Annotated in this window: 24 protein-coding genes; 14 read left to right on the top strand and 10 right to left on the bottom strand. The window is 33.6% G+C overall.

Translation table 11 applies throughout. The features are described 5' to 3' along the window. Positions 1-70 precede the first annotated feature (70 nt). Both EG242_RS12685 and EG242_RS12680 read left to right on the top strand, forming a co-directional pair. Complete coding sequence (locus tag EG242_RS12685) at positions 71-919, top strand: sensor histidine kinase (protein WP_124900234.1); 849 nt, start codon at positions 71-73, stop codon at positions 917-919. 30 nt (positions 920-949) lie between these two features. Further along, entirely contained in the window at positions 950-1,657 is a 708-nt protein-coding gene (locus EG242_RS12680; protein WP_124900233.1) for a LytR/AlgR family response regulator transcription factor, read from the top strand. 214 nt (positions 1,658-1,871) lie between these two features. Here the strand turns inward: EG242_RS12680 and pyk are convergent, their stop codons facing one another. From pyk to EG242_RS12655, 5 genes are all read right to left on the bottom strand, one after another. Next, entirely contained in the window at positions 1,872-3,302 is a 1,431-nt protein-coding gene (pyk, locus tag EG242_RS12675) for a pyruvate kinase (protein WP_124900232.1), read from the bottom strand. Between the two features lies 1 nt (position 3,303). Next, on the bottom strand, positions 3,304-3,822 hold the full coding sequence (locus tag EG242_RS12670; protein ID WP_124900231.1) for an IPExxxVDY family protein: 519 nt from the start codon (positions 3,820-3,822) through the stop codon (positions 3,304-3,306). Between the two features lie 62 nt (positions 3,823-3,884). Further along, a complete protein-coding gene (gene rnc / locus EG242_RS12665; protein WP_124900230.1) occupies positions 3,885-4,628 on the bottom strand; it encodes a ribonuclease III in 744 nt (247 codons plus the stop codon). A 5-nt stretch (positions 4,629-4,633) separates the two neighbouring features. Beyond that, the gene (gene fabF, locus EG242_RS12660) at positions 4,634-5,887 is read right to left on the bottom strand and encodes a beta-ketoacyl-ACP synthase II (RefSeq protein WP_124900229.1); all 1,254 of its coding nucleotides are present in this window, start codon (positions 5,885-5,887) and stop codon (positions 4,634-4,636) included. A gap of 162 nt (positions 5,888-6,049) precedes the next feature. Next, on the bottom strand, positions 6,050-6,286 hold the full coding sequence (locus EG242_RS12655) for an acyl carrier protein (RefSeq protein ID WP_007137004.1): 237 nt from the start codon (positions 6,284-6,286) through the stop codon (positions 6,050-6,052). A 190-nt stretch (positions 6,287-6,476) separates the two neighbouring features. On the opposite strand from EG242_RS12655, the gene purN reads away from it, so the two are divergent. Next, positions 6,477-7,040: a phosphoribosylglycinamide formyltransferase gene (purN, locus tag EG242_RS12650; protein WP_124900228.1), complete on the top strand. Its 564-nt coding sequence runs from the start codon at positions 6,477-6,479 to the stop codon at positions 7,038-7,040. On the opposite strand, the gene EG242_RS12645 is transcribed toward purN, so the two are convergent. Further along, entirely contained in the window at positions 7,037-7,546 is a 510-nt protein-coding gene (locus tag EG242_RS12645) for a hypothetical protein (RefSeq protein WP_124900227.1), read from the bottom strand. The two genes, purN and EG242_RS12645, sit on opposite strands and share 4 nt — an antisense overlap. Positions 7,547-7,555: 9 nt before the next feature. Beyond that, on the bottom strand, positions 7,556-8,077 hold the full coding sequence (locus tag EG242_RS12640) for a hypothetical protein (protein WP_124900226.1): 522 nt from the start codon (positions 8,075-8,077) through the stop codon (positions 7,556-7,558). Between the two features lie 75 nt (positions 8,078-8,152). On the opposite strand from EG242_RS12640, the gene rnhA reads away from it, so the two are divergent. The 4 genes from rnhA (at position 8,153) to EG242_RS12620 (ending at position 12,360) form a co-directional block, all read left to right on the top strand. Further along, positions 8,153-8,623 (top strand): ribonuclease HI, encoded by a 471-nt coding sequence (gene rnhA, locus EG242_RS12635; RefSeq protein ID WP_124900225.1) that lies wholly within the window; start codon positions 8,153-8,155, stop codon positions 8,621-8,623. 80 nt (positions 8,624-8,703) lie between these two features. Continuing rightward, on the top strand, positions 8,704-9,633 hold the full coding sequence (locus tag EG242_RS12630; protein ID WP_124900224.1) for a PfkB family carbohydrate kinase: 930 nt from the start codon (positions 8,704-8,706) through the stop codon (positions 9,631-9,633). 59 nt (positions 9,634-9,692) lie between these two features. After that, positions 9,693-11,594: an amidophosphoribosyltransferase gene (locus EG242_RS12625; RefSeq protein ID WP_124900223.1), complete on the top strand. Its 1,902-nt coding sequence runs from the start codon at positions 9,693-9,695 to the stop codon at positions 11,592-11,594. A gap of 364 nt (positions 11,595-11,958) precedes the next feature. Further along, positions 11,959-12,360, top strand: a complete 402-nt coding sequence (locus EG242_RS12620; RefSeq protein ID WP_124900222.1) for a hypothetical protein — start codon at positions 11,959-11,961, stop codon at positions 12,358-12,360. A 143-nt stretch (positions 12,361-12,503) separates the two neighbouring features. On the opposite strand, the gene EG242_RS12615 is transcribed toward EG242_RS12620, so the two are convergent. Continuing rightward, positions 12,504-13,796, bottom strand: a complete 1,293-nt coding sequence (locus EG242_RS12615) for an aminopeptidase P family protein (RefSeq protein ID WP_124900221.1) — start codon at positions 13,794-13,796, stop codon at positions 12,504-12,506. Positions 13,797-13,878: 82 nt separating this feature from the next. Here EG242_RS12615 and EG242_RS12610 point away from each other — a divergent pair, with 82 nt between their 5' ends. From EG242_RS12610 to EG242_RS12580, 7 genes are all read left to right on the top strand, one after another. After that, entirely contained in the window at positions 13,879-14,739 is an 861-nt protein-coding gene (locus tag EG242_RS12610; protein ID WP_124900220.1) for a ChaN family lipoprotein, read from the top strand. A gap of 150 nt (positions 14,740-14,889) precedes the next feature. Then, the gene (locus tag EG242_RS12605; protein ID WP_124900219.1) at positions 14,890-15,732 is read left to right on the top strand and encodes a succinate dehydrogenase cytochrome b subunit; all 843 of its coding nucleotides are present in this window, start codon (positions 14,890-14,892) and stop codon (positions 15,730-15,732) included. Positions 15,733-15,752: 20 nt separating this feature from the next. Continuing rightward, the gene (locus EG242_RS12600) at positions 15,753-17,753 is read left to right on the top strand and encodes a fumarate reductase/succinate dehydrogenase flavoprotein subunit (RefSeq protein WP_124900218.1); all 2,001 of its coding nucleotides are present in this window, start codon (positions 15,753-15,755) and stop codon (positions 17,751-17,753) included. Positions 17,754-17,832: 79 nt separating this feature from the next. Continuing rightward, positions 17,833-18,576, top strand: coding sequence for a succinate dehydrogenase/fumarate reductase iron-sulfur subunit (locus tag EG242_RS12595; RefSeq protein WP_124900217.1), 744 nt, complete (start codon positions 17,833-17,835; stop codon positions 18,574-18,576). Between the two features lie 79 nt (positions 18,577-18,655). Beyond that, the gene (locus EG242_RS12590) at positions 18,656-19,471 is read left to right on the top strand and encodes a hypothetical protein (RefSeq protein ID WP_124900216.1); all 816 of its coding nucleotides are present in this window, start codon (positions 18,656-18,658) and stop codon (positions 19,469-19,471) included. Positions 19,472-19,507: 36 nt separating this feature from the next. Then, on the top strand, positions 19,508-20,275 hold the full coding sequence (locus EG242_RS12585; protein ID WP_124900215.1) for a nitrilase family protein: 768 nt from the start codon (positions 19,508-19,510) through the stop codon (positions 20,273-20,275). A 132-nt stretch (positions 20,276-20,407) separates the two neighbouring features. Then, positions 20,408-21,382, top strand: coding sequence for a T9SS type A sorting domain-containing protein (locus tag EG242_RS12580; protein ID WP_124900214.1), 975 nt, complete (start codon positions 20,408-20,410; stop codon positions 21,380-21,382). 35 nt (positions 21,383-21,417) lie between these two features. Here EG242_RS12580 and EG242_RS12575 read toward each other — a convergent pair whose 3' ends face one another. Both EG242_RS12575 and EG242_RS12570 read right to left on the bottom strand, forming a co-directional pair. Continuing rightward, entirely contained in the window at positions 21,418-23,022 is a 1,605-nt protein-coding gene (locus EG242_RS12575) for an Ig-like domain-containing protein (RefSeq protein WP_124900213.1), read from the bottom strand. 45 nt (positions 23,023-23,067) lie between these two features. After that, the gene (locus EG242_RS12570) at positions 23,068-23,754 is read right to left on the bottom strand and encodes a ComF family protein (protein WP_124900212.1); all 687 of its coding nucleotides are present in this window, start codon (positions 23,752-23,754) and stop codon (positions 23,068-23,070) included. Positions 23,755-23,906: the final 152 nt, after the last annotated feature.

Below are 23,906 nucleotides of genomic sequence, written 5' to 3'. Positions count from 1 at the left end.
ATGAAAATCGTAAAGAAATGGCACAAAAAGAAATAGAATATCAGTTCGAAAAAGAGAAGATTCTATTCGTATGATTAATGAAAAAGAGTTTGCTATAAAAGACGCCTCTATATCTGCCAATAAAAAACAGCAGTGGTTATACATTGCGGGAATGTCTTTACTTTCAATTATCGGAGGATTGTTGTATTACCAAAACCGAACTCGAGAAAAAAATAATCAAAAACTTACTTTATTCAATAAAGAACTAAGAGAGGCTAATCAAATTAAAGCTCGCTTCTTCAGTATATTAAATCACGATTTACGAAGTCCTGTATCAAATATTATAAAGCTAATTCGTTTGCAACAAAATACTCATGTTGAATTAGATGATGTAACAAAGAAACGTTTACAAACGCAAACAGTGGCATCTGCCGAGAACCTATTGTCGTCTATGGAAGATCTGCTTCTGTGGAGCAAAGAACAAATGGAAAACTTTAAACCACAATTTAAGAAAACAGAAATAAAAGATGTTTTTAAAGATATTAAAATATTTTTCAATGATGTTTTCGATGTAGAAATAACTTTTGAAAACCCTGAAAGAATAAGCTTGGAAACCGATGAGAATTATCTTAAAACCATAATGCGAAATCTTACATCCAATGCAGTGAAAGCCCTTTCAAATATAAATGAGCCTAAAATTATCTGGAAAGCATGGTTAGATACAAATAGCTATATAGTATCTATTACAGATAACGGAAGGGGTGGAACAAACGAACAATTCAGTGTTTTGTATGATGAAAAACATGTGCCAAACATACAAACAGGATTAGGATTACATTTTATTAAAGATATGGTAAAAGCTATAAATGGTAGAATAGAAGTACAATCAGAAAAAGATAAAGGAACAGTTGTTAAAATAATTATTCCAATTTCAACTTAAAAAATTATTATTTTTACAAGAAAATTAATAATGAACTTACTTCGTTGCGTAGTTGTTGATGATAATGAATTAGACAGATTGACTATTAGCGGCTATCTTTCGCATTTCCCCGAGATAGAATTGGTAGGCATGTATGAAACACCAAAAAAAGCCTTAGAAGTCTTCTCTGTAACTAATGTGGTTATTGTCTTTTTAGATATAGATATGCCCGATATGTCAGGTTTAGAATTAAGAAAACAAATTCTAGATATACCTGTATGTATCTTCACAACCGACCATTCTGGTTACGCTTTAGATAGTTTTGATTTGGAAACTTTGGATTATTTGCTGAAACCATATTCTTTTGAACGTTTTGCAAAAACCATTAACCGTATTAACGAATATATACAAATACGAGAAAAAACCAATAAATTTAATCTTCAGGAAGAAAATGGAGTCTTTTTTGTAAAAGAAGGACATCAAAAAGTTAAAGTCGTTGTTGGTAAAGTCTTGTATTTAAACGCAATGCATAATTATACTGCAATTGTAACAAAAGATCAAAAGCAGTATCTTTTATCTCCTTTAAGTACTTTGTTAAAAGAAAAATATTTTAATTCTTTTGTACAAATCCACCGCAGCTATGCCGTGAACAAAAAATACATACAAGTATTAGGAACAAGAGAAGTAACATTAAGCACCGGAGAACAACTACCTATTGGAAGAAGTTATAAAAACAACATTAAAACAATTGATTTATAATAACTTTAAACCAAGATAGATATGTTTAAGTCTGGCCACTTTAAGCTTGTTGAGTGCTTAAAATCAAAGACTTCTCAATATACTTTACATTACTTCTTTGTGCTACTCTTTTAGACAATTTCTTCTAAAAATCATTCAGATTCTGTTGTGCAAGATATGCACATGTCATCAAAACAAAAAATAAAGAAGTTCACAAGTAAATAGTCTGTTATGTTTATTCAATTTCAGAAACACGAATGGTATTTACCATTCCTTTTTCATTTAATGGCATTGAAGCTAAATTAATTGTATAATCACCTTCAATTACATAATTATTGTCTTTGGCAATCTGGTTAATATCTTCAATGGTAACATCGGTACTTTCATATTTATCGTACCAAAAAGCCGTAACACCCCAAAGTAAACTTAATTGTGTAAGCATGTGTTTGTTAGATGTATAAGCTAAAATATGTGCATTTGGTCGCCAAGCCGAAATTTGAAAAGCTGTGTATCCTGAATTGGTTAACGTGTTAATAACCTTAGCTTCAATACTGTTAGCCATTATTGCTGCGTGATAACAAATAGATTTGGTTATAAAACGTTTCGTTTTAATTTTTGGATCGTTAACTGGTAGTTTAATTAATTCAGAATTTTCAACACTGTTAATAATCTGTGTCATTTTCTCGATTACCTGAACAGGATAATTCCCTACCGATGTTTCTCCTGAAAGCATTACTGCATCTGCACCATCCATTACAGAATTCGCAACGTCGTTCACTTCAGCACGGGTAGGCGTTAGGCTGGTAATCATTGTTTCCATCATTTGGGTAGCAATAATTACCGGAATACGAGCGTATTTTGCTTTGTGAACCAATTGCTTTTGAATTAACGGAACTTCTTGTGCAGGAATTTCAACACCCAAATCGCCACGAGCAACCATTAACCCATCGCAATGCGATACAATTTTATTGATGTTCGCTACCGCTTCTGGTTTCTCAATTTTAGCAATAATCGGAATTTTATGAGCTGAATGTTCTTCTATTAATAAACGTAAATCTTCTAAATCTTCTTCGGTTCTTACAAAAGATAATGCAATCCAATCTACACTTAATTTAATAGCGAAAAGCGCATCTTTAATGTCTTTTTCTGTTAAAGCTGGTAATGATACTTTTGTGTTAGGTAAGTTAACTCCTTTTTTAGATCTTAATGGTCCGCCTTGAACTACTACTGCACGTACTTCTTCAACTCCATCAGTATCTAATACGGTAAAAATAAGTTTACCATCGTCTAACAAAATGCTTTCGCCCGGATTAACATCTTGCGGAAAACTTTTGTAGGTCATGTAAACTTTTTGGGCAGTTCCTAAAAATTCTTCTTTTGTAGAAAAAGTGATAATATCACCTTTTTTAAGAACAACTTCGTCTTTCATAACGCCAACGCGTAGCTTTGGACCTTGTAAATCTGCTAATATAGAAGTGTTGTAATGAAATTCATCATTTAATTCGCGAATGATTTTTACTTTGTCTTCAATATCAAAATAATCTGCATGCGAAAAATTTATTCTAAAAACATTTACACCAGATTCAATCATTTGTTTAATTATTTCTTTGGTGCTGCAAGCCGGACCTAGGGTTGCGACTATTTTTGTTTTTTTTCTTGGTAACATATTAAAAAATTAAATTTTTTTGTGATTTTAAAGTTAAAGAATCGATATCAACGATAAATTGTGCCGATATGTTCTTGATTTTTTGAAGTTTATCTAACAGCGTGTCGGTGTTAAATAAAAAATCGGTATTTTCTATTAAAATAAAAAAATCGATATTTTTCCATTCTGGAATTAAATAGCGTGTAGCTGTAAATAAATCTTCGTTGTTTTCAAATAAAGAATACCCTTCGTTAGCATCGCCTTGTGCGTAGTTAGATTTGTTTTCTAACAGCCGCCATATTAAATGGTTTTTATGATCTTGATAGATAAAACTGCGAAAAAACACAGTAACATTTTCTGTTAAAGATATTTCGGGAAGTACTTTTGTAAAACTAACACCTAAATATCGGTTTAACTGATACGCCATTTTATAGTCGGGTATGTTAGATTTTATAGCAATTAATACAATATCATCATTGTCGTCGTCTATAAGATCTAACTTATGTAAAATTTCGCTGGTATGTTTTTTTAAGGGTATCATCTTTAACAAAAATACGAAATATATATGCGATAATTGGGATTTATCTGATTTTTAATGTTTTATTAATAGCTCTCCATTTGGTTTTGTAAAACAAAAAAGGCTCTATGTGCTGCTTTTTCTTCTGCTTTTTTCTTGCTTGTTGCTCGGGCTCGGGCAATTACCAGATCGTTAAAGTAAAGTTTTACGGTAAAATGCTTTACGTGATCTTTGCCTTCGTCTTCGCAATTTTCAAACTTAAAGGTATACTTGTTTTTCTGGCAGTACTCTATAAACAAGCTTTTATAACTTGATATTTTATTTTCTAAATGCTCCAGATCTTTAAAATCGACTAAAATATTTTTATAAATAAATTTTTCACACGCAGTAAAACCTTCGTCAATATAAATAGCGCCAATTAAGGCTTCTAGTAAATTGCCGTTAATGTTATCTCCAAAGTTGGCTATATTGGCTTTTGTTTTTATTAAATCTATTAGGCGTAGTTTTTTGCCAATGCTGTTTAGGTACGATCTATTAACAATTTTTGATCGCATTTGGGTTAGGTAACCTTCGTCTCCTTTAGGTGCATTGTTGTATAAAAAAGCAGCAATTACCGAACCTAAAATAGCATCGCCTAAAAACTCTAAGCGTTCGTAATTTAAAGCGTTACCTGTTATGGTAACTTTGTTTAGTGAACGGTGTGTAAAGGCGGTTTCAAATAGGAGTATGTTTTTCGGCTTGTATCCTATTATATTAGAAATTTCTGAACAAAAAATCCCGCTATTGTTGGTAGGGGATTTTTTTATCAATATTTTTTTTAGCCAATTCATGCTAATTAATTCTCAATTTTTTTAACTAAAACACAAGCATTATGTCCGCCAAAACCAAAGGTATTGCTCATTAAAACTTTAACATCACGTTTTTGAGGTTTGTTAAAGGTGAAGTTTAGTTTTGGATCAATATTCTCATCATCTGTAAAATGATTGATAGTTGGTGGAATAATTCCGTGTTGTAATGCTAATACACAAGATATTGCTTCAACCGCACCTGTTGCGCCTAATAAATGCCCGGTCATAGATTTTGTTGAATTCAAATTCATAGTATAAGCATGTTCACCAAAAACCTCTAAAATTGCTTTAGATTCGGCAATATCTCCAAGTGGAGTAGATGTTCCGTGCATGTTAACTCCGTCTACATCCGTTGGTTGTAAACCGGCATCGCGCAAACAGTTCAACATTACATTTTTAGCACCTAAACCTTCTGGGTGTGGAGCTGTAATATGGTGTGCATCTGCAGACATACCGCCACCGCCAATTTCGCAATATATTTTTGCACCACGTGCAACAGCGTGTTCGTATTCTTCTAAAACCAATGCACCTGCACCTTCTCCTAAAACAAAACCTTCACGGTCTTTATCCATAGGGCGTGATGCTGTTGTAGGGTCATCGTTTCTTGTAGACAATGCATGCATTGCGTTGAAACCACCAATTCCGGCTATAGTAACTGCAGCTTCAGATCCACCAGTTACAATAACATCTGCCATTCCTAAACGAATGTAATTAAAGGCATCGATAATTGCGTTTGTAGATGATGCGCAAGCGGAAACTGTTGTGAAGTTAGGTCCGCGTAAGCCAAATTTCATAGAAATTAAACCTCCTGCTATATCAGCAATCATTTTAGGAATAAAGAATGGGTTAAATTTAGGCACGCCGTTTCCTTGGTTAAAGTTGGTAACTTCGTCTTGAAAAGTTTGTAAACCGCCAATACCAGAGCCCCAAATTACACCTGCGCGGTCTAAATTTAATTTCTCTAAATTAAAATTTGCGTCTTCCATAGCTTCGGTTGCGGTAACCATTGCGTATTGGGTATAACGATCCATTTTTCGTGCTTCTTTTCTGTCGATAAAATCTTCAACATTAAAGCCTTTAAGTTCACAAGCAAATTGTGTTTTAAAGTTAGAAGCGTCAAAATAAGTAATTGGCGCCGCACCACTTACTCCGTTCATAAGTCCGTTCCAAAATTCTGTAACGTTATTTCCAATAGGAGTCAAGGCACCTAAACCAGTAACAACAACTCGCTTCAAATTCATATAAGTATATTTTAAATAAAATAATAAAAACCCAAGTTTCAAACAAAAGGAAACATTGGGTTGCTATAGTTTTATAGAATTAGATCTAAAATTTTAATCTTAACTTAAAAAGAGAAATAATAACACCTGTGCAATATTATTACTGCACAGGCTTATTAGTTATTATTTTTTAGCCTCTTCGATGTAAGAGATAGCTTGACCAACAGTAGCAATGTTTTCAGCTTGATCGTCTGGGATTTGAATATCAAATTCTTTTTCAAATTCCATGATTAGCTCAACAGTGTCTAATGAATCAGCCCCTAAATCGTTTGTGAAGCTTGCTTCTGTTACAACTTCGTTTTCGTCAACTCCTAATTTGTCAACGATAATTGCTTTTACTCTTGATGCAATGTCTGACATAACCTTTTCTATTTTTTAAGTTTAATTGTTGTGGCAAAAATATAAAACTTTAATTTAAAACCACACATTTAATTGTTTTTGTAACTGCGAAGTTAAAAAAATAATCTTTAATTGAATATTTTTTTCGAATTTTGTGCAGGTTAATTTAATTATTTAAAATTTAATATCCAATAAAAAGTATCGTAATTGTATGAAAAACATTGTTTTATTAGCTTCTGGATCGGGAAGTAACGCTGAAAATATTATTAAGTATTTTAGAGAAAAAAATATTTTGCACAACTTTCATATTATTACCAATAAAAAAGATGCTTTTGTTTTAGAACGAGCTAAGAATTTGAATGTTTCTGCCGAAGTAATCACAAAAAAGCAGAATGATGAAGGTGTTTTGCTTGATAGAATCAACGAATTAAAGCCCGATTTAATTGTTTTAGCAGGATATTTATTGTTGTTTCCTGCCGAAATTGTGGCGTTGTATCCAAATAAAATAGTGAATATTCATCCGGCGCTTTTACCAAAATTTGGCGGAAAAGGTATGTACGGGAGTTTTGTGCACGATGCTGTTGTTGCTAATAAAGAAACCGAAACGGGCATAACCATTCATTTTGTAAGCGAACATTACGATGAAGGTGCGGTGATTTTTCAGGCTAAAACCATAGTTAATGAAACCGATACTGCTTTAGAAGTTGCTGCTAAAGTACACGAATTAGAGTATGAACATTTCCCAAAAGTGATCGAAAAATTGTTGAATGATTAAAATGATGTACCTACACCAATAAGTATATCGCCAATAAAACTTTCGGTTTCTTCGCGATTTAAATACCTGCGAATACATTTTTCGCTTAACCACAATTTTATAACATCGGTTAAAATATTATGTAGATCTTCAAAAATAATATGATCGGCTTTAGTACGCACTTTAGCCGATTTTTTGCTTTCAACTTCGGTTATTTCTAATCGATTAAATAATGGTTTAGAAAATTTGTATTGTTTTTCCAGATACAGATTGTTTTTATCGTAACTGCCAATTTCAAACGATAAAGAATCATCAACAGCAAAAACAACAGTTTCTTCAAAAAGGTAATAATCATTTATAATGCGTTTGTTTTTTAAATCAATATCGGTGTGATTGTAGTCGTGACTATCCCAAAGTCGTGCAATGGTATCGTTTGGAATATCAAAATAAATAGTATCGTTTTGTAAATATTGTGCATTGCTTAAATAAAAACTTAAAAGCAAAATGAAGGTTAGTAGTGGTTTCATAAAAATATTTTATAACGATGTTGCTGTATTTACGGTGATATTGGTTGATGTTGCTTTTTGATACAATCGTCTTTCTCTGTGAAATAATTCGCGTTGTAAAGCAGTTGTTATTGCCCAAAACTGAACCATTTCAGGAATGTTATCTGCCGATTCAATAAACGCTACCGTTGTTTGCTTGGTGTTTACTCTTATCCAGGTTTTGTCTCCTTTTTTACGAATGGCGATTCTACCCGCAGCAGGATATTTCATTTCGTAGATTTCTCTGTTTGCAATAAATTGTTCGGTGTTGTAAAAGCCAATTTCGACTAATGAATCGTTCGTGGTCTTAAAAATATAGCCGTCTTTCAAAGTGAAATCTTTATGAAACAGCTTGTGTTCTAAAAAATCGTACTCTGCAATAATATCAAAATCAATCCATAATCTCGCCATTTTATTGGCATAGTTATAGTCGTAATTATAAACCGAGTTTTTATTTTGCGCAAAAATATTTGTGACAGCCAATAAACTAATTATAAGTATAAATTTCTTCATAGATTTTGTGTTTTGATAGGTGCTAACAAAAAAAATGCCAAAATAGAATTGTATTTTTGCAACAAATTAAATTGCATGCAACCCGAAATTCTTTTATATACCGATGGTTCATCGCGCGGAAATCCAGGTCCGGGTGGTTATGGAACTATTTTGCATTTAAACAATACCAAACATTTTAAAGAATTATCAAAAGGGTATCGTAAAACGACTAATAATCGAATGGAGTTATTGGCGGTAATTGTTGGATTAGAGGCTTTAACAAAAGATAATTTAACGGTTTTAGTAGTTTCGGATTCTAAATATGTGGTAGACTCCGTTTCTAAAGGATGGGTATTTGGTTGGGAAAAAAAAGGGTTTGCAGGGAAGAAAAATCCCGATTTATGGCAGCGTTTTTTAAAAATTTACCGCAAGCATAAAGTCAGTTTTCAATGGGTAAAAGGACATAACAACCACCCAATGAATGAACGTTGCGATTTTTTGGCGGTTCAGGCATCAAAAGAACCTAAATTGCTGATTGATGAGTGGTATGAAGAAAACGAAAATTAATCTATGTTAAGGAATGATAAACGTGTTTGCGTATTAGTTGGTTTCGTATTATCTTTGCGTCTTCATTTACAAACAACTATATGAACAAATTATTGATTGTAGGAACCGTTGCTTATGATGCAATTGAAACACCTTTTGGTAAAACCGACAAAATTCTTGGTGGAGCCGCAACTTATATTGGTTTATCGGCATCGCATTTTAATGTAAAATCGGCAATTGTTTCTGTAGTTGGAAACGATTTTTCTCAAGAATATTTAGATTTATTATCAAGCAGAAACATCGATATTTCAGGGATTGAAATCGTAAAAGAAGGCAAAACTTTTTTCTGGAGCGGTTTGTATCATAACGATTTAAATTCACGCGATACCTTGGATACCCAATTAAACGTTTTGGCAGATTTTAACCCAATTGTTCCGGAAGACTTTAAAGATTCTGATGTTATTATGTTGGGGAATTTACACCCTAATATTCAAATCGGTGTTTTAGATCAATTAACATCAAAGCCAAAATTGGTTGTTTTAGATACTATGAATTTTTGGATGGATTGCGCTTTAGAAGAATTAAAACAGGTTTTAAAACGTGTTGATGTTCTTACAATTAACGATGAAGAAGCACGCCAGCTTTCTGGTGAATATTCGTTAGTTAAAGCAGCAGAAATTATTCATACCATGGGGCCAAAATTCGTGGTAATTAAAAAAGGAGAACACGGCGCATTACTTTTTAATAACGACCAAGTGTTTTTTGCACCGGCATTACCTTTAAAAGAAGTTTTTGATCCAACGGGAGCAGGCGATACCTTTGCAGGTGGTTTTTCGGGCTATTTGGCACAGCAGGGAAATGTTTCGTTTAATAATATGAAAAATGCCATTATACACGGTTCTAATCTAGCGTCGTTCTGTGTTGAAAAATTCGGAACACAACGCATGGAAAGTTTAGAAAAAGAAGAAGTAAACGCACGTTTAGAACAGTTTAAAATGTTAACACAGTTCGATATAGAACTAACGCAATAAAATTAGAAAGCCCAAATCACGGGCTTTTTTTGGTTTAACAACAACACACAACTATAACAATGAGCGACGCTATAAAGCACGAATGTGGTATTGCACTTTTAAGATTAAAAAAACCGTTATCTTTTTATAAAGAAAAATATGGTTCAAGTTTCTATGCTATCCAGAAAATGTATCTTTTACTAGAAAAACAGCACAACCGCGGACAAGACGGAGCTGGTTTAGCAAGTATTAAGTTAGATATGGATCCGGGTGAGCGTTACATTAGCCGTGTTCGTTCCAACAAAACATCTCCTATTCAGGATATCTTCTCGCAAATAAACGGAAGGATCAATGAGGAATTAGAAGAAAATCCGGAGTGGATCAACGACGTGGAAGCACAGAAAAAACACATCCCTTATTTGGGCGAAGTGTTTTTGGGGCACGTTCGTTACGGAACTTTCGGAAAGAATAATATAGAAAGTGTACATCCATTTTTACGTCAGAACAACTGGATGCATCGCAACCTTATCGTTGCCGGAAACTTCAATTTAACCAACGTAAAGGTTTTGTTTGATGATTTGGTTCGTTTGGGGCAGCATCCAAAAGAAATGGCTGATACTGTTACGGTAATGGAAAAAATTGGTCATTTTTTAGATGATGAAGTGGAAGAATTGTACTATAATTTACGCGATGCCGAAGGTTTATCTAAAAAAGATGCTTCTCCGGTAATTGGCGAACGTTTAGATGTAGCACGTATTTTACGTCGTGCGTCTAAAAATTGGGATGGTGGTTTTGCAATGGCAGGAATGTTTGGTCATGGCGATGCGTTTGTATTGCGCGATCCGGCAGGAATTCGTCCCGCGTTTTATTACGAAGACGAAGAAATTGTTGTTGTAGCATCAGAACGCCCGGTGATTCAAACCGCATTTAATGTGCCTTTCAGCGAAATTAAAGAACTAGATCCAGGTAAAGCAATAATTATTAAGAAAGATGGTCAGGTGTCTTTTGAAGAAATTATGGAACCTTTAGAAAGAAAAGCATGTTCGTTTGAACGTATTTATTTTTCAAGAGGAAACGACGCAGGAATCTATCAAGAGCGTAAGCAATTAGGTAGAACCATGATGCCAATGATACTTGAGGAATTAAACCATGACGTAGAAAATACTGTTTTTTCTTACATTCCTAATACTGCCGAAGTTTCTTATTTTGGTATGGTAGAAGGTGCGCAAGATTTCTTAAATCAGCAGAAAACAGAACGTATTTTGGCTTTAAAAGATCAATTAACGCCAGAAAAATTACAGGAAATTCTTTCTAAAACCATTCGTTCAGAAAAAATCACCATTAAAGATGCCAAGTTACGTACGTTTATTACAGACGATAGTAACCGTGACGATATGGTAGAACATGTGTACGATGTTACCTACGGTGTAGTAAAACCTACCGATACATTGGTTGTTATTGACGATAGTATTGTGCGTGGAACTACCTTGAAAAAATCGATTGTTAAAATGTTAGATCGATTAAATCCTAAAAAAATCATTGTAGTATCATCGGCTCCACAAATTCGTTATCCTGATTGTTATGGTATCGATATGGCTAAAATGGATACGCTGATTGCTTTTAACGCAACATTAGAATTATTGAAAGATCGCAATATGTATCATATCATTAACGAAGTGTATGCAAAATGTAAAAAGCAAGAGCATTTACCAGACGAAGAAGTGATAAATCATGTAAAAGAAATTTATGCACCGTTTACCGATGAACAAATTTCTGATAAAATCTCTGAAATGTTGCATCCAGAAACAGTAAAAGCCGATTTAAAAGTTATGTTTCAAACGGTAGAAAATCTGCATATTTCTTGTCCTGAAAATTTAGGAGATTGGTATTTTACCGGAAACTACCCAACAGCAGGTGGAAACCGAGTAGTAAACCGAGCCTTTATGAACTTTGTAGAGGGTAACGACGCAAGAGCTTATTAAGAAATATTGACTATATGAAACTTCGTATATTTAGTGTGATTATTGTATGTAGATAAGACGTCGCTTCGAGTAGTGTAACGCAGTGAAGCGTATCGAGAAGTTGGTAATTATAAGTTCTCAACAGGCTTCGGTTCTCGACTACGCTCGAACTGACGAAGTGTTAATGCGCTCTCTTTGTTACAATTTTTCCGATAATAATTTTAAAAATTATCATTTATATATTAAAAGCATCAAGTTATCTTGATGCTTTTTTTTTATATATATTTGAAATTCAATTGTTTATAAAATATTTTTAATTAAAGGTGAAGTTTGGTACAGCAATTGAAATATACCTGTCAAACAATAATTAAAAATTTTAGAAATCATGAGAACAATAATTACACTAGCAGTATTAGCTTTAGGATTAAGCGGATTTGCACAGCAACGCCAAATGGTTAGAACAGATAATAAAACTCATCAAGAAAACCGTTACAGCCAGCAAAGTTATGGTAACGATAGATATAACAACAAATATGGTAACTTCAGCTTTTCACGATTAGATTTAACAAACCGTCAAGAACGTATGTTGGTTGATATTTTAAAAGATAAACAAAACGAAGAACGTTCTATTGTTAAAAAATACAGAAACCCAGAGCAAAAATTACGTATGCTAGACCGTGAGTACGATCGTAAAATTCAAAATCTGTTAAGCAGATCTCAATACGATAAATGGAGTAAAGTTTATGCATACCAATACGAAGCTTATGGAAACAAACGCTGGTCATAATCAAACTTTATATTTTTTAAAATGAAATCCCGATACTGATAAGATTAGTAATCGGGATTTTTTAAGTATTATTAAATAAAAACTCCGACAGAGTTCTGAACTCTGTCGGAGTTTGTTTATAATTTACAGCTTAAAACTAAAAACTATCTGTTCATTAAATCTTCAATTTCGGCAGCTTCCAACGGAATGTTTTTCATTAAATTAAATGGCAAGCCTTGATTTTGAATTACGTAATCGTCTTCTAAACGAATTCCGAAACCTTCGGCAGGAATGTAAAAGCCAGGTTCGTTGGTAAATACCATACCTTCCACAAAATTATCAGTTAAAATGCCATAATCGTGCGTATCTAATCCCATGTGGTGCGATGTTCCGTGCATCATGTACTTTTTATAAGCCGGCCAGTCTGGGTTTTCGTTTTGCACATCGGCTCTGTCCAACAGTCCTAAACCTAATAATTCCGACGTATAAATCTTGCCCATTTCTTTGTGGTAATCGTACCAGTTATTTCCTGTAACTAACAAAGTTTCAGCAGCTTTTTTACAACGTAAAACAGCATCGTAAACCTCACGTTGGCGTGCTGTATAACGTCCGCTAACAGGAATCGTTCTTGATAAATCTGATGCGTAATTAGCATATTCTGCAGCAACATCAAACAAAATTAAATCGCCGTCTTTACATTGTTGGTTATTTTCGATATAATGCAGCACATTCGCATTGTTGCCACTTGCAATAATAGGCGTGTATGCAAAACCTTTCGATCGATTTCTTAAAAACTCGTGTGCAAATTCCGCTTCAATCTCATATTCCCAAACGCCAGGCTTTACAAAACCTAAAATTCTGCGGAAACCTTTCTCGGTAATATCGCAAGCCTGTTGAATCAGAGCAATTTCCTGCGGTTCTTTTACCGAACGCAAACGTTGTAAAATTGGATTTGATCGTAAGTATTGATGTGAAGGATAATCGTTCTTTAATTTCTTAATAAATCGATCTTCACGTGTTTCTGTTTCAACCGATGCACGGTAATGCTCATTATTATTAATATACACATTTTCTGCCTCCACCATCATTTTTCTAAAAACAGTAGGGAAATCAGACAACCAATAAACTGTTTTAACGCCCGTTACTTCAAAAGCGCGTTCTTTTGTTAGTTTTTCGCCTTCCCAAACAGCAATATGTTCGTTGGTTTCACGTAAAAACAAAACTTCTCGGTGTTTTTCTTCAAAAGCATCAGGAAAAATAACCAAGATAGATTCTTCTTGATCTACACCCGATAAATAAAAAATATCGCGATGTTGTGCAAAAGGTAAAGTAGAATCGGCAGAAACCGGATAAATGTCGTTAGAATTAAATACGGCTAAACTTTGTGGAGCCATTTGACCAACAAACTTTTTACGGTTTTTTATAAAAAGATTTCGGTCTATTTGATGATATTTCATAGTTTTGATCTTTATTCGCTTTGATATAATCAAATTTACATACTTATTCTATATTCATCAATTTAAAATTACTAAAAGTTTTATGAAATTTATTACAGCTTTATTTATATTAATAGTTTCGGTTGCTTCAGCCCAAGTTCGACCTTATAAAATATTTACTTCGGAAGGAAAAGAAGTGTCGTTCGAGAAAATGAGCAAAAGCCTTCAAAAGGCAGATGTGGTCTTGTTTGGCGAATTACATAACAATTCCATTGCACACTACTTTCAGGTAAAAGTCGCAAAAAGTTTACATGCCGATAAATCTAAAAAATTAATAATCGGAGCTGAAATGTTTGAACGCGATCAGGCGGAAATCTTACAGAATTACGTAAAAGGGAAAATTGACGAAACAGCGTTTGAAAAAGAAGCGCGTCTTTGGAATAACTATAAAACCGATTACAAACCTTTGTTGAATTTTGCTAAAGAAAACAACATTAATTATGTAGCAACGAATGTTCCGCGCCGTTATGCAAGTTTGGTTTACAAAAAAGGTGTGGAGGCTTTAGATACGCTTTCGGTTGAAGAAAAATCTTGGATTGCACCTTTGCCTTTTCCGTATGATAAAAACCTGCCGGGTTATGTAAAAATGATGGAAATGTTTAAAGACAGCAATCATGCAAATGCGAATTTTCCGAAATCGCAGGCAATTAAAGATGCTACAATGGCTCATTTTTTACTTACAGAATCGCAACCTAACAGTATTTTTCTACATTTAAACGGATCGTACCACAGCGATAATTTCGAGGGAATTGCATGGTATATAAATCAGTACAATAAAGATAAAAAAATACAAACTATAAGCGTGGTTGAACAAGTAGATGTGAAAAAAATGGAAAAAGAACATCTTAAAAAAGCAACCTTCATTATTGTGGTAGATGCCGATATGCCAAAAAGTTACGAATAGTAGGTTGTAGAAGCTTTTTTGTTGCAAATACAATAATTTGTTTAAACTGATTATAAATAGCGAAATAAAGCAATTAACATTTTTTTTGTTTTTATAATTAGCTGTATTTTTGTGTGATTTTTTAAGAAGAAAAACTAGTAACATTACATTATGGCAAAATCTGCACTATTAAAGTCGTCAATCGGTAAAAAATACTGGATGGCACTTACAGGGTTATTTTTATGCGTGTTTTTGGTTGGTCACTTAGCAGGTAACTTGCAATTGATTTTTGGAACTGATTTACAGTTCAATCAATATGCGTACTTCATGACCTCAAATCCGGCGGTAAAAATTCTTTCTTACCTTACGTATTTCTCAATTTTATTTCATGCGGTAGATGGTATCATGCTTACCATTCAAAACAAAAAAGCGCGTCCAATAGGTTACGTAAAAAACAATGCAGCATCAAACAGTACGTGGCAGTCACGTAACATGGCGGTTTTAGGAACATTATTGCTTGTTTTTATTGCTACACACATGACGAATTTTTGGGCAAAAATGCATTTTAGCGACATGCCTTTACAACAACAAACGGTTTCACAAGCTGTTCCAATGACAGATCAAAAAATTGATTTGATTGTTTACAATACAACTACAGGTAGTTTTATTGCACAACAACAAGTTGAAAGTGGCGAGTTTGAAATAAGAAACAACAAAGAATTCTACATTAAAGGTACCGATGTTAAATTTGCAGAAGGCTACAAAGATTTATACAAAATCACTATAGAGTTTTTTAAAGATCCAACGTACGGTTTACTATTCACCATATTTTATGTGTTTTCTATGGTTGTGTTAGCATTTCACTTAATGCATGGATTTGCAAGTGCATTTCAATCGTTAGGTGCTAATAACCCAAAATACAACGGATTAATTAACGGATTAGGTAAATTATTTGCAATCATTATTCCATTACTTTTTGCAATTATTCCAATTTACATTCACTTCATTAAATAATCATATAAAGAAGATTGATTATGGCATTAGATAATAAAATACCACAAGGTTCTATTTCATCGAAATGGACAGATTATAAAGATCATATTAAATTAGTAAACCCAGCAAACAAACGTAATATCGACGTAATTATCGTTGGTACTGGTTTAGCGGGTGGATCTGCTGCTGCTACTTTAGCCGAATTAGGTTACAGTGTAAAAGCTTTTTGTTACCAAGATTCTCCACGTCGTGCACACTCAATTGCAGCACAAGGGGGTATTAACGCAGCTAAAAATTATGCAGGTGATGGTGACTCTGTTTACCGTTTATTTTACGATACAGTAAAAGGAGGCGATTACCGTGCTCGTGAAGCAAACGTACACCGTTTGGCTGAGGTTTCTGTAAACATCATCGATCAATGTGTGGCACAAGGTGTGCCGTTAGCACGTGAGTACGGTGGTTTGTTAGATAACCGTTCGTTTGGTGGAACACAGGTTTCACGTACATTCTACGCTAAAGGTCAAACAGGTCAGCAATTATTATTAGGAGCTTACTCTGCAATGAACCGCCAAATTGGTCGTGGAAAAATTAAAATGTACAACCGTCACGAGATGCTAGATTTAGTGATTGTTGATGGTAAAGCACGTGGAATTATTGCGCGTAACTTGGTTACAGGTGAAATTGAGCGTCACTCCGCACACGCAGTAGTTATTGCAACAGGTGGTTACGGAAACGTATTCTTCCTTTCAACAAACGCAATGGGATCTAATGTAACGGCAGCTTGGAAAGCACACAAACGTGGTGCTTACTTTGCTAATCCTTGTTACACACAAATTCACCCAACATGTATTCCGGTTACTGGTGATCATCAATCAAAATTAACGTTGATGTCAGAATCATTACGTAACGATGGACGTATTTGGGTGCCTAAAAAATTAGAAGATGCACAAGCAATTCGTGAAGGTAAAAAGAAGCCTACCGATTTAGCTGAAGAAGATAGAGATTATTACTTAGAGCGTCGTTACCCATCATTCGGTAACTTGGTACCTCGTGACGTTGCGTCGCGTGCTGCTAAAGAACGTTGTGATGCCGGTTTTGGTGTAAATGCAACTGGTGAAGCTGTTTATTTAGACTTCGCTGCTGCAATTGATCGTTACGGTAAAGAACAAGCTCGTATTCACCATTTAGATGAAAACGATGCGAAATTGGTTTATGATTTAGGTCAGAAAGTAGTTGAAAACAAATATGGAAACTTATTCCAAATGTACTACAAGATTGTAGACGAGAATCCGTACAAAACACCAATGATGATTTACCCTGCAGTACACTATACAATGGGTGGTGTTTGGGTTGATTACGATTTAATGACAACTGTTGAAGGATGTTACTGTATTGGTGAAGCAAATTTCTCTGATCACGGTGCAAACCGTTTAGGAGCTTCGGCTTTAATGCAAGGTTTGGCAGACGGATACTTTGTTTTACCTTATACAATTGGTAATTATTTGGCAGATGATATCCGTACAGGAACCATTTCTACCGATTTACCAGAGTTCGTTGAAGCAGAAAACAATGTACGTTCAATGATTGATCATTTCATGAACAATAAAGGACAACATTCGGTTGATTATTTCCATAAGAAATTAGGGAAAATCATGTGGAATAAAGTAGGTATGGCTCGTAATGAAAAAGGACTGAACGAAGCAATGGAAGAAATTGCAGCTTTACGTGAAGATTTCTACAAAAACGTAAAAGTTTCAGGTACTGCTGAATCATTCAACCAAGAATTAGAAAAAGCATTACGTGTAGCCGATTTCCTAGAATTAGGTGAATTATTTGCTAAAGATGCGTTACACCGTGAAGAGTCTTGTGGAGGTCACTTCCGTGAAGAACACCAGTCTGCAGAAGGTGAAGCAGAACGTGATGACGAAAACTTCTCATACGTTGCAGCTTGGGAATACAAAGGAAACCCGCGTGAAGCTGTTCTTCACAAAGAACCTTTAGTATATGAAAACATTAAAATGGTAACTCGTAGTTATAAGTAATTTAGTCGAAAGTCAACTGTCAAAAGTCCTAATGTCCGACTTTCGACATTCGACTTTAAGACTTTAAAAACTAGATAAGATGAATCTTACATTAAAAATTTGGCGTCAAAAAAACGCAAAAGATAAAGGTCAAATGGTCGATTATAAAATCGGCGGTATTGAACCGGATATGTCATTCCTTGAAATGTTAGACGTTTTAAATAACGAATTAGTAGAAAAAGGTGATGACCCTGTAGCATTCGATCACGATTGTCGTGAAGGTATTTGCGGTATGTGTTCTTTATTTATTAACGGTGAAGCACACGGACCAGATCGCGGTGTAACTACTTGTCAGTTACACATGCGTAAGTTTAAAGATGGCGATACTATTTATATTGAGCCATTCCGTGCCAAAGCATTCCCAGTAATTAAAGATTTAGTGGTTGATCGCGGGTCTTTTGACCGTATTCAGCATGCAGGTGGTTTCGTGTCTGTAAATACATCAGGAAATACACAAGATGCTAACGCATTGCCAATTCGTAAAGACAACGCAGATAAAGCGTTTGATGCAGCTACTTGTATTGGTTGTGGTGCTTGTGTAGCTACGTGTAAAAACTCATCGGCTATGTTGTTCGTTTCTGCTAAAGTTTCTCAGTTTGCTTTGTTACCACAGGGTAGAGTAGAAGCTACAGAACGTGTATTAAACATGGTGGAAGCTATGGATAACGAAGGTTTTGGTAACTGTACAAATACAGGAGCTTGTGAAGTAGAATGTCCTAAAGGAATTTCTTTAGAAAACATTGCACGTATGAATCGTGAATACTTATCAGCTTCAATAAAATAATTAAATTAAAATATTTTAATAGAAAAATCCGGACTTATATTCGGATTTTTCTATTTTAGCCAAAATTTAAACAACTTTTATGAACAACTTTTATTTATTCCTTATTACGCTTTTATCTTTTAGTGCGCATTCTCAATTTATTTACTGGAAAGCAAATGAGGAAATTCCTGAGCAAGCCATGGTATATATGAACGACAATACCACAAAAACAGGCTATATTAAAAACAATAAAGTTTCAAATGTAGGCAAGCGTATGCTAACGTTAGATCCTAAACTTTTTAGACATGGAGATGTAGAAGCTAATGCCATATTGTTTAAAGCAGAAGGAAGTGGGAGTTATGTTGAAATACCTGCAAATAATATAAAATATGTGGTTTTTTCTGGTGATGAGCCTACCCGTTTTGATCGAATTAATGTATATAAATTTGAGAGAAAATCATTAGAAGTAAAAGATAAAGAACCTGTAACAATGTTTCAAATACCAAGGGTTGATGATTATGTTGTTATGTATGCAAATTATTACATAAATCTTGGTAGAAACGGATCTTTAAACGATGAATTGTATTTTTACGTAAACCAGAAAGATAGCGATAAATCGTATTATATGAGATTTTTCTCGTTTAATAAAGACAAACAAATTTTTCCATATTTAAAGATTCTGGCACCTAAAAATGAAAAGTTCATTGCCTATATTGATAAGCTTTGTGATAAAAAATCAGTAGAATACAAAGAGTATAAAAAAGGAGAAGAAGAAGTGCTGCAAGAGGTTTCAAGCTACGCGAAAGAAAATAGAAAAGAACTTTCAATAGTTGATGGCCGTTCTATGTCTTACAATGCAAAATTTAGCTATATGTTTTCTTACATCGGTAAAAAATTAGAACAGTTTTCAAACTAATTCTTGTCTTTGGTTTTAATTTTATAAATTAGAACTATGAAAACAGCCTTAATACAATTCGATACCATTTGGGAAGATAAACAAGCAAATTTAGAGTATGTTCAAGATAAAATCTTGAATTTACCGAATGCTGTTGATCTTGTAGTATTGCCCGAAATGTTTACCACAGGTTTTACAATGACTCCGGAAATCGTTGCTGAAGATGAAATCGGTAAAACATTCCAAATTATTCAAAAATTAGCTGTAGATAAGCAAACTGCCATTATAGGAAGTTGGGTAGTAAAACAAGAAAATAATTATTATAACCGCTTGTTTTTTGTTTTTTCCGATGGATCTTATCAAACCTATAATAAACGACACTTGTTTACATTAGCGGGCGAAGAAAAGGTATATACACCAGGCAATGAGAAATTAATTGTTTCTTACAAAAATTGGAATATTTGCTTATTGGTTTGTTATGATTTACGTTTTCCGGTTTATTCGCGAATTGTAAATACTAATTACGATTTATTGGTTTATGTAGCTTCGTGGCCCAATCGTCGAATTGATGCTTGGGATGCTTTGCTAAAAGCACGTGCTATTGAAAATATGAGTTATGTTGTGGCAGTAAACCGTTGCGGAACTGATTTAAATGGAGTAGAATATTCGGGTCATTCACAAGTTATAGATTTCATGGGAAAAAATATTGTGGAGCCACTTATTGAGGATCAAATTGAAATAATAAAACTGGAGAAAGATCCTTTAAGAACAGCCCGACAAAAATTTGCATTTTTAAATGATGCTGATAATTTTAAAATATTATAAAAATCGTATTTTTATATTCAACATATATTGTAATAATTAATATATTTTAACTAAATTTAACACGCTTATAGAATTTCATTAAATGGGGTTTTATAAGTTTGTTTTGTTATTTTATTTTAAAAATATATTATAATGAAAAATCTAATCGCAAATATAGTATCGGTAATTACACTTTTAACTCTATCATCTGTAAATGCACAGGTTTTATTTAGTGATGATTTTGAAAGTTATAATGTAGGTCCTTTTCTAAATAATACGAATGGATGGCAGGTTAATGGTTTTTACAATGATGTTCGAATCTTTAATGAGCCTAATAGAGGTAAAGTGTTAGCTTGGGGATGGAATACAACACCAAATAATCTCTTTAGTATAGCTAAATGTGTTCAACCGGGTATTTTTAAAGATTATGACGAACGTGATTTAGGTAATGATGTTTTAAAATTAGAATTTGAATTTTGGTGTAAAGATTTTACAGGCAACTTTGCTGAGCTATTTGACTCAAGTGTTGGTTTTGAATCAAACGATTATTATTTTAAATGCGAAGTTAATGCGAATGAATCAATGATATATTCTTCATCAACACACCCAGCAAATTACAAAAAAGTATATAACCACAAATGGATAAAAGTTGAGGTGTATTTTGAGTATTTTGAAATTACGGATTCATGGGAAATTCACACATACATTCCTATGTTAAAATATTGGGGTGTTCAAAAAAGAACAACTCTTGGTTACCCAGATATATATATAGGTTTTGGTGTTTATAAACCAATAACATCTTATTCTGGGGCATTGATTAAGTATGATAATATTAAACTTTCGGCTGTACCCAATCGTCCGGCTTTTGTAAATGTAAATGAATGGATTTCCTCTAAATTTAATGTTTATCCAAATCCAACAACTAACGTTGTAAACATAACTAACAGTGAAAATATGTTGGTAAACCAAATAACAATTTATGATGTTACGGGTAAGCAGTTAAGTACAAAAAACTTTAACAACGAAACCGAAATACAACTAAATGTAGAAAACTTGGCAAGCGGTACGTATCTATTGCATTTGCAAACCAATCAAGGTATGGCCGTTAAAAAGTTAATTAAAAAGTAAACTTAAAAACCTTCCAATTTGGAAGGTTTTTAAGTTTATGGCATAACCAATGTTTCGTTTAATTCCCAATTGGCGCGTATATCAAATTCTTTTAAGAAGTTAATCACCTTTTCGGGCTGTCGTTTTTCCAAATAACTTCCGGTGTCCCATTTTTTGTTGCCGTTAGCATCTTCAATAATTCGAATGAAATATTTATCAGGTTCAATGGCTCGAAATTCAATAGAACTTTCCTCGGTTATATACAGGTAATCATACAGTTTTTCATCTTTAGTCAAAAGCTCAAAAATAATGGGGTAGTTCACCGTTCCCGAAAGTGTAAACGAAATGTTTCCGTACTCGGTTAGTTTTCCGGTTTGAAAGCGTTGGATCATTTCGGTTTTCAAAGCAGTATCGTAAAAATCGGTTACGCTGTTGGGTTTTAAAAATACCGTATATTTTTCTTCTTCCACTTTATCAAACAAAATCTTTACGGTGTTGTTCAGTGAATCGGTTTTAATAGTAAACGGAATCTGAAGCGAATCTTTACCAATAACCTGAATTAAATCGTTAGAAATACTTTTAAATGGTGTGTTTGTAGTAAATGAAATAGTATCTCTAAACTGAATCGTTCCACTTTTTGTAAACTTCACTTGTAGCGTATCAATTTGTTTTAAAGTTCGTTGATTAACAGAATGGATCTTTTCGTAATCGGTTGTTTTAAATTTAAACTGAAGCGAATCGTATTTATCAGTCGGTGTAAAAATGTAGATCGAATCTTTTCCCGGAACTTTCTGAATGCGCGATGCAATTGGTTTATTATTGCCTACTGCAGTTACCTTTAAATTTTTAGTATCACCTTCGTAAGCTGCCAACCATTTGTTCTGACTGACCAATGACGGACGGTATGCTGTTGCCTGCTTGGTTTCGCTAAATAATTTTACACTATACACACTATCTGTTGGTAAAGTAATAGGTGTTGAATGAAAACCTATTTTATCTGATTTTGGATCGAACTTATAATTGCTGCTTTTTTCCTGCAAGGCAACAAGGTAATAACTCCCGCTTTTTAAGTTTTCTAGGTCTGCGGTAGAAACGCTGTCTTTTACACTTGCTACATACAACGGTTTTTTCTTGTAGATGGTAGAATCGTTAAAACCTTCGGTTTCATACAAAAGCACATTTATAGTTCCGTTTGATTTTTTGCTGTAAGCATCTTCAAAATTGGTGGTCAGTTTTAATGAATCGATATAATCTCCTGTAGAAAAAACGTATTTGTAGTTTGTGTACGGATTTCCCTCATTATTATCCTGAATACTTTCGCCAAAATTAAAACTGTACGTAGTGCTTGCTTTAAGGGTGTCAAAAATCTTGATTTTTATAAATTTACTTGGATAACCCATTGGGGTAATTTCGGGCTGTATATCCATTGGCGGCGAAATAATCAGCTGTTGGTTAACTTTGTTCAGTTTAACATATTCATCAAAATTTATCTGTATGGTTTTTTCTTTGAAATGTGTACTGAAATTTTCCGGATTCGTAGACAAAATCACGGGCGCCAAGGTGTCTTTTAATCCACCAGTAATGGTTCCGCGTTTCGCACAGTTTGTAAACAGCACCAAAGTTAGTATCAATAAAAAACTAAAATATCTTAAAAATCTCATCAACTTAAATTTACCCTGCAAAGTAACTATTTTTATTTGATTTTTTCAGCGTGTATATGCCATAGTTAGTATGCTTATTTTATGGGTAGAATTTTTTAAGATGCATTTACCCGCAATTTCTAAAGTAGATCCGGTAGTCATAACATCATCAATCAACAAAATGTTTTTGTTTTGCAGGTCTTGATATTTTTCATTCACAACAAATTCGGTTTTACTTTCGGCACGTTGCCACATGCTTTTCTTGGTCTGCGTTTTAGTTTTCGATGTTTTAATAAGATAATCTTTATAAAACGGAATATTCAATTGTTTGCTTAATTCGTTTCCAAAACCATCTAACTGATTGTAACCTCGTTTTTTCTCTTTTGATTTATGCAATGGAATACAAACAATAAAATCAACCCAACTAAATACAGCATGATTTTTTAAATGCTGTAAAGTAAGTGTAGCAAAAAAGATAGAAATTTTCTGCTGATTTTTATATTTAAGTTCGTGGAGTAATTTCTGAACGATACTATTTTCGGCAAAATAAAAAGTTGCCATACAATGTTCTACAGAAAGTTTGCCATAAAACCGGCGTTTCATTTCTGTGTTTTGTGTAATAGAAAGAGGAATAAAATCTAAACTAATCAAACAATTGCTGCACAAGATATCATTCCTGCCTTGCAGAACTTCATCGCAACCATAACAAAGGTGCGGATAAAATAAATCAAAAACATCGATAATTGCCCACATTGCCAACAAGTTTTATGTACCTTTGCGTTAATATACAATAAAAAAACAATATTTTACAACTATTTGTTTTACAAACTTTAACAAACTGCAATTTTAGTATTTTTGCACTATGGCAAAACAAGAAGACATTTTTAAAAATGTAATTTCGCATG

Origin of the sequence: Paenimyroides viscosum, assembly GCF_003858535.1 — a bacterium.
Lineage (GTDB): Bacteria > Bacteroidota > Bacteroidia > Flavobacteriales > Flavobacteriaceae > Flavobacterium > Flavobacterium viscosum.
The sequence above is the reverse complement of the archived record's forward strand: the minus strand, read 5'-3'. Positions and strand labels throughout refer to the sequence as shown.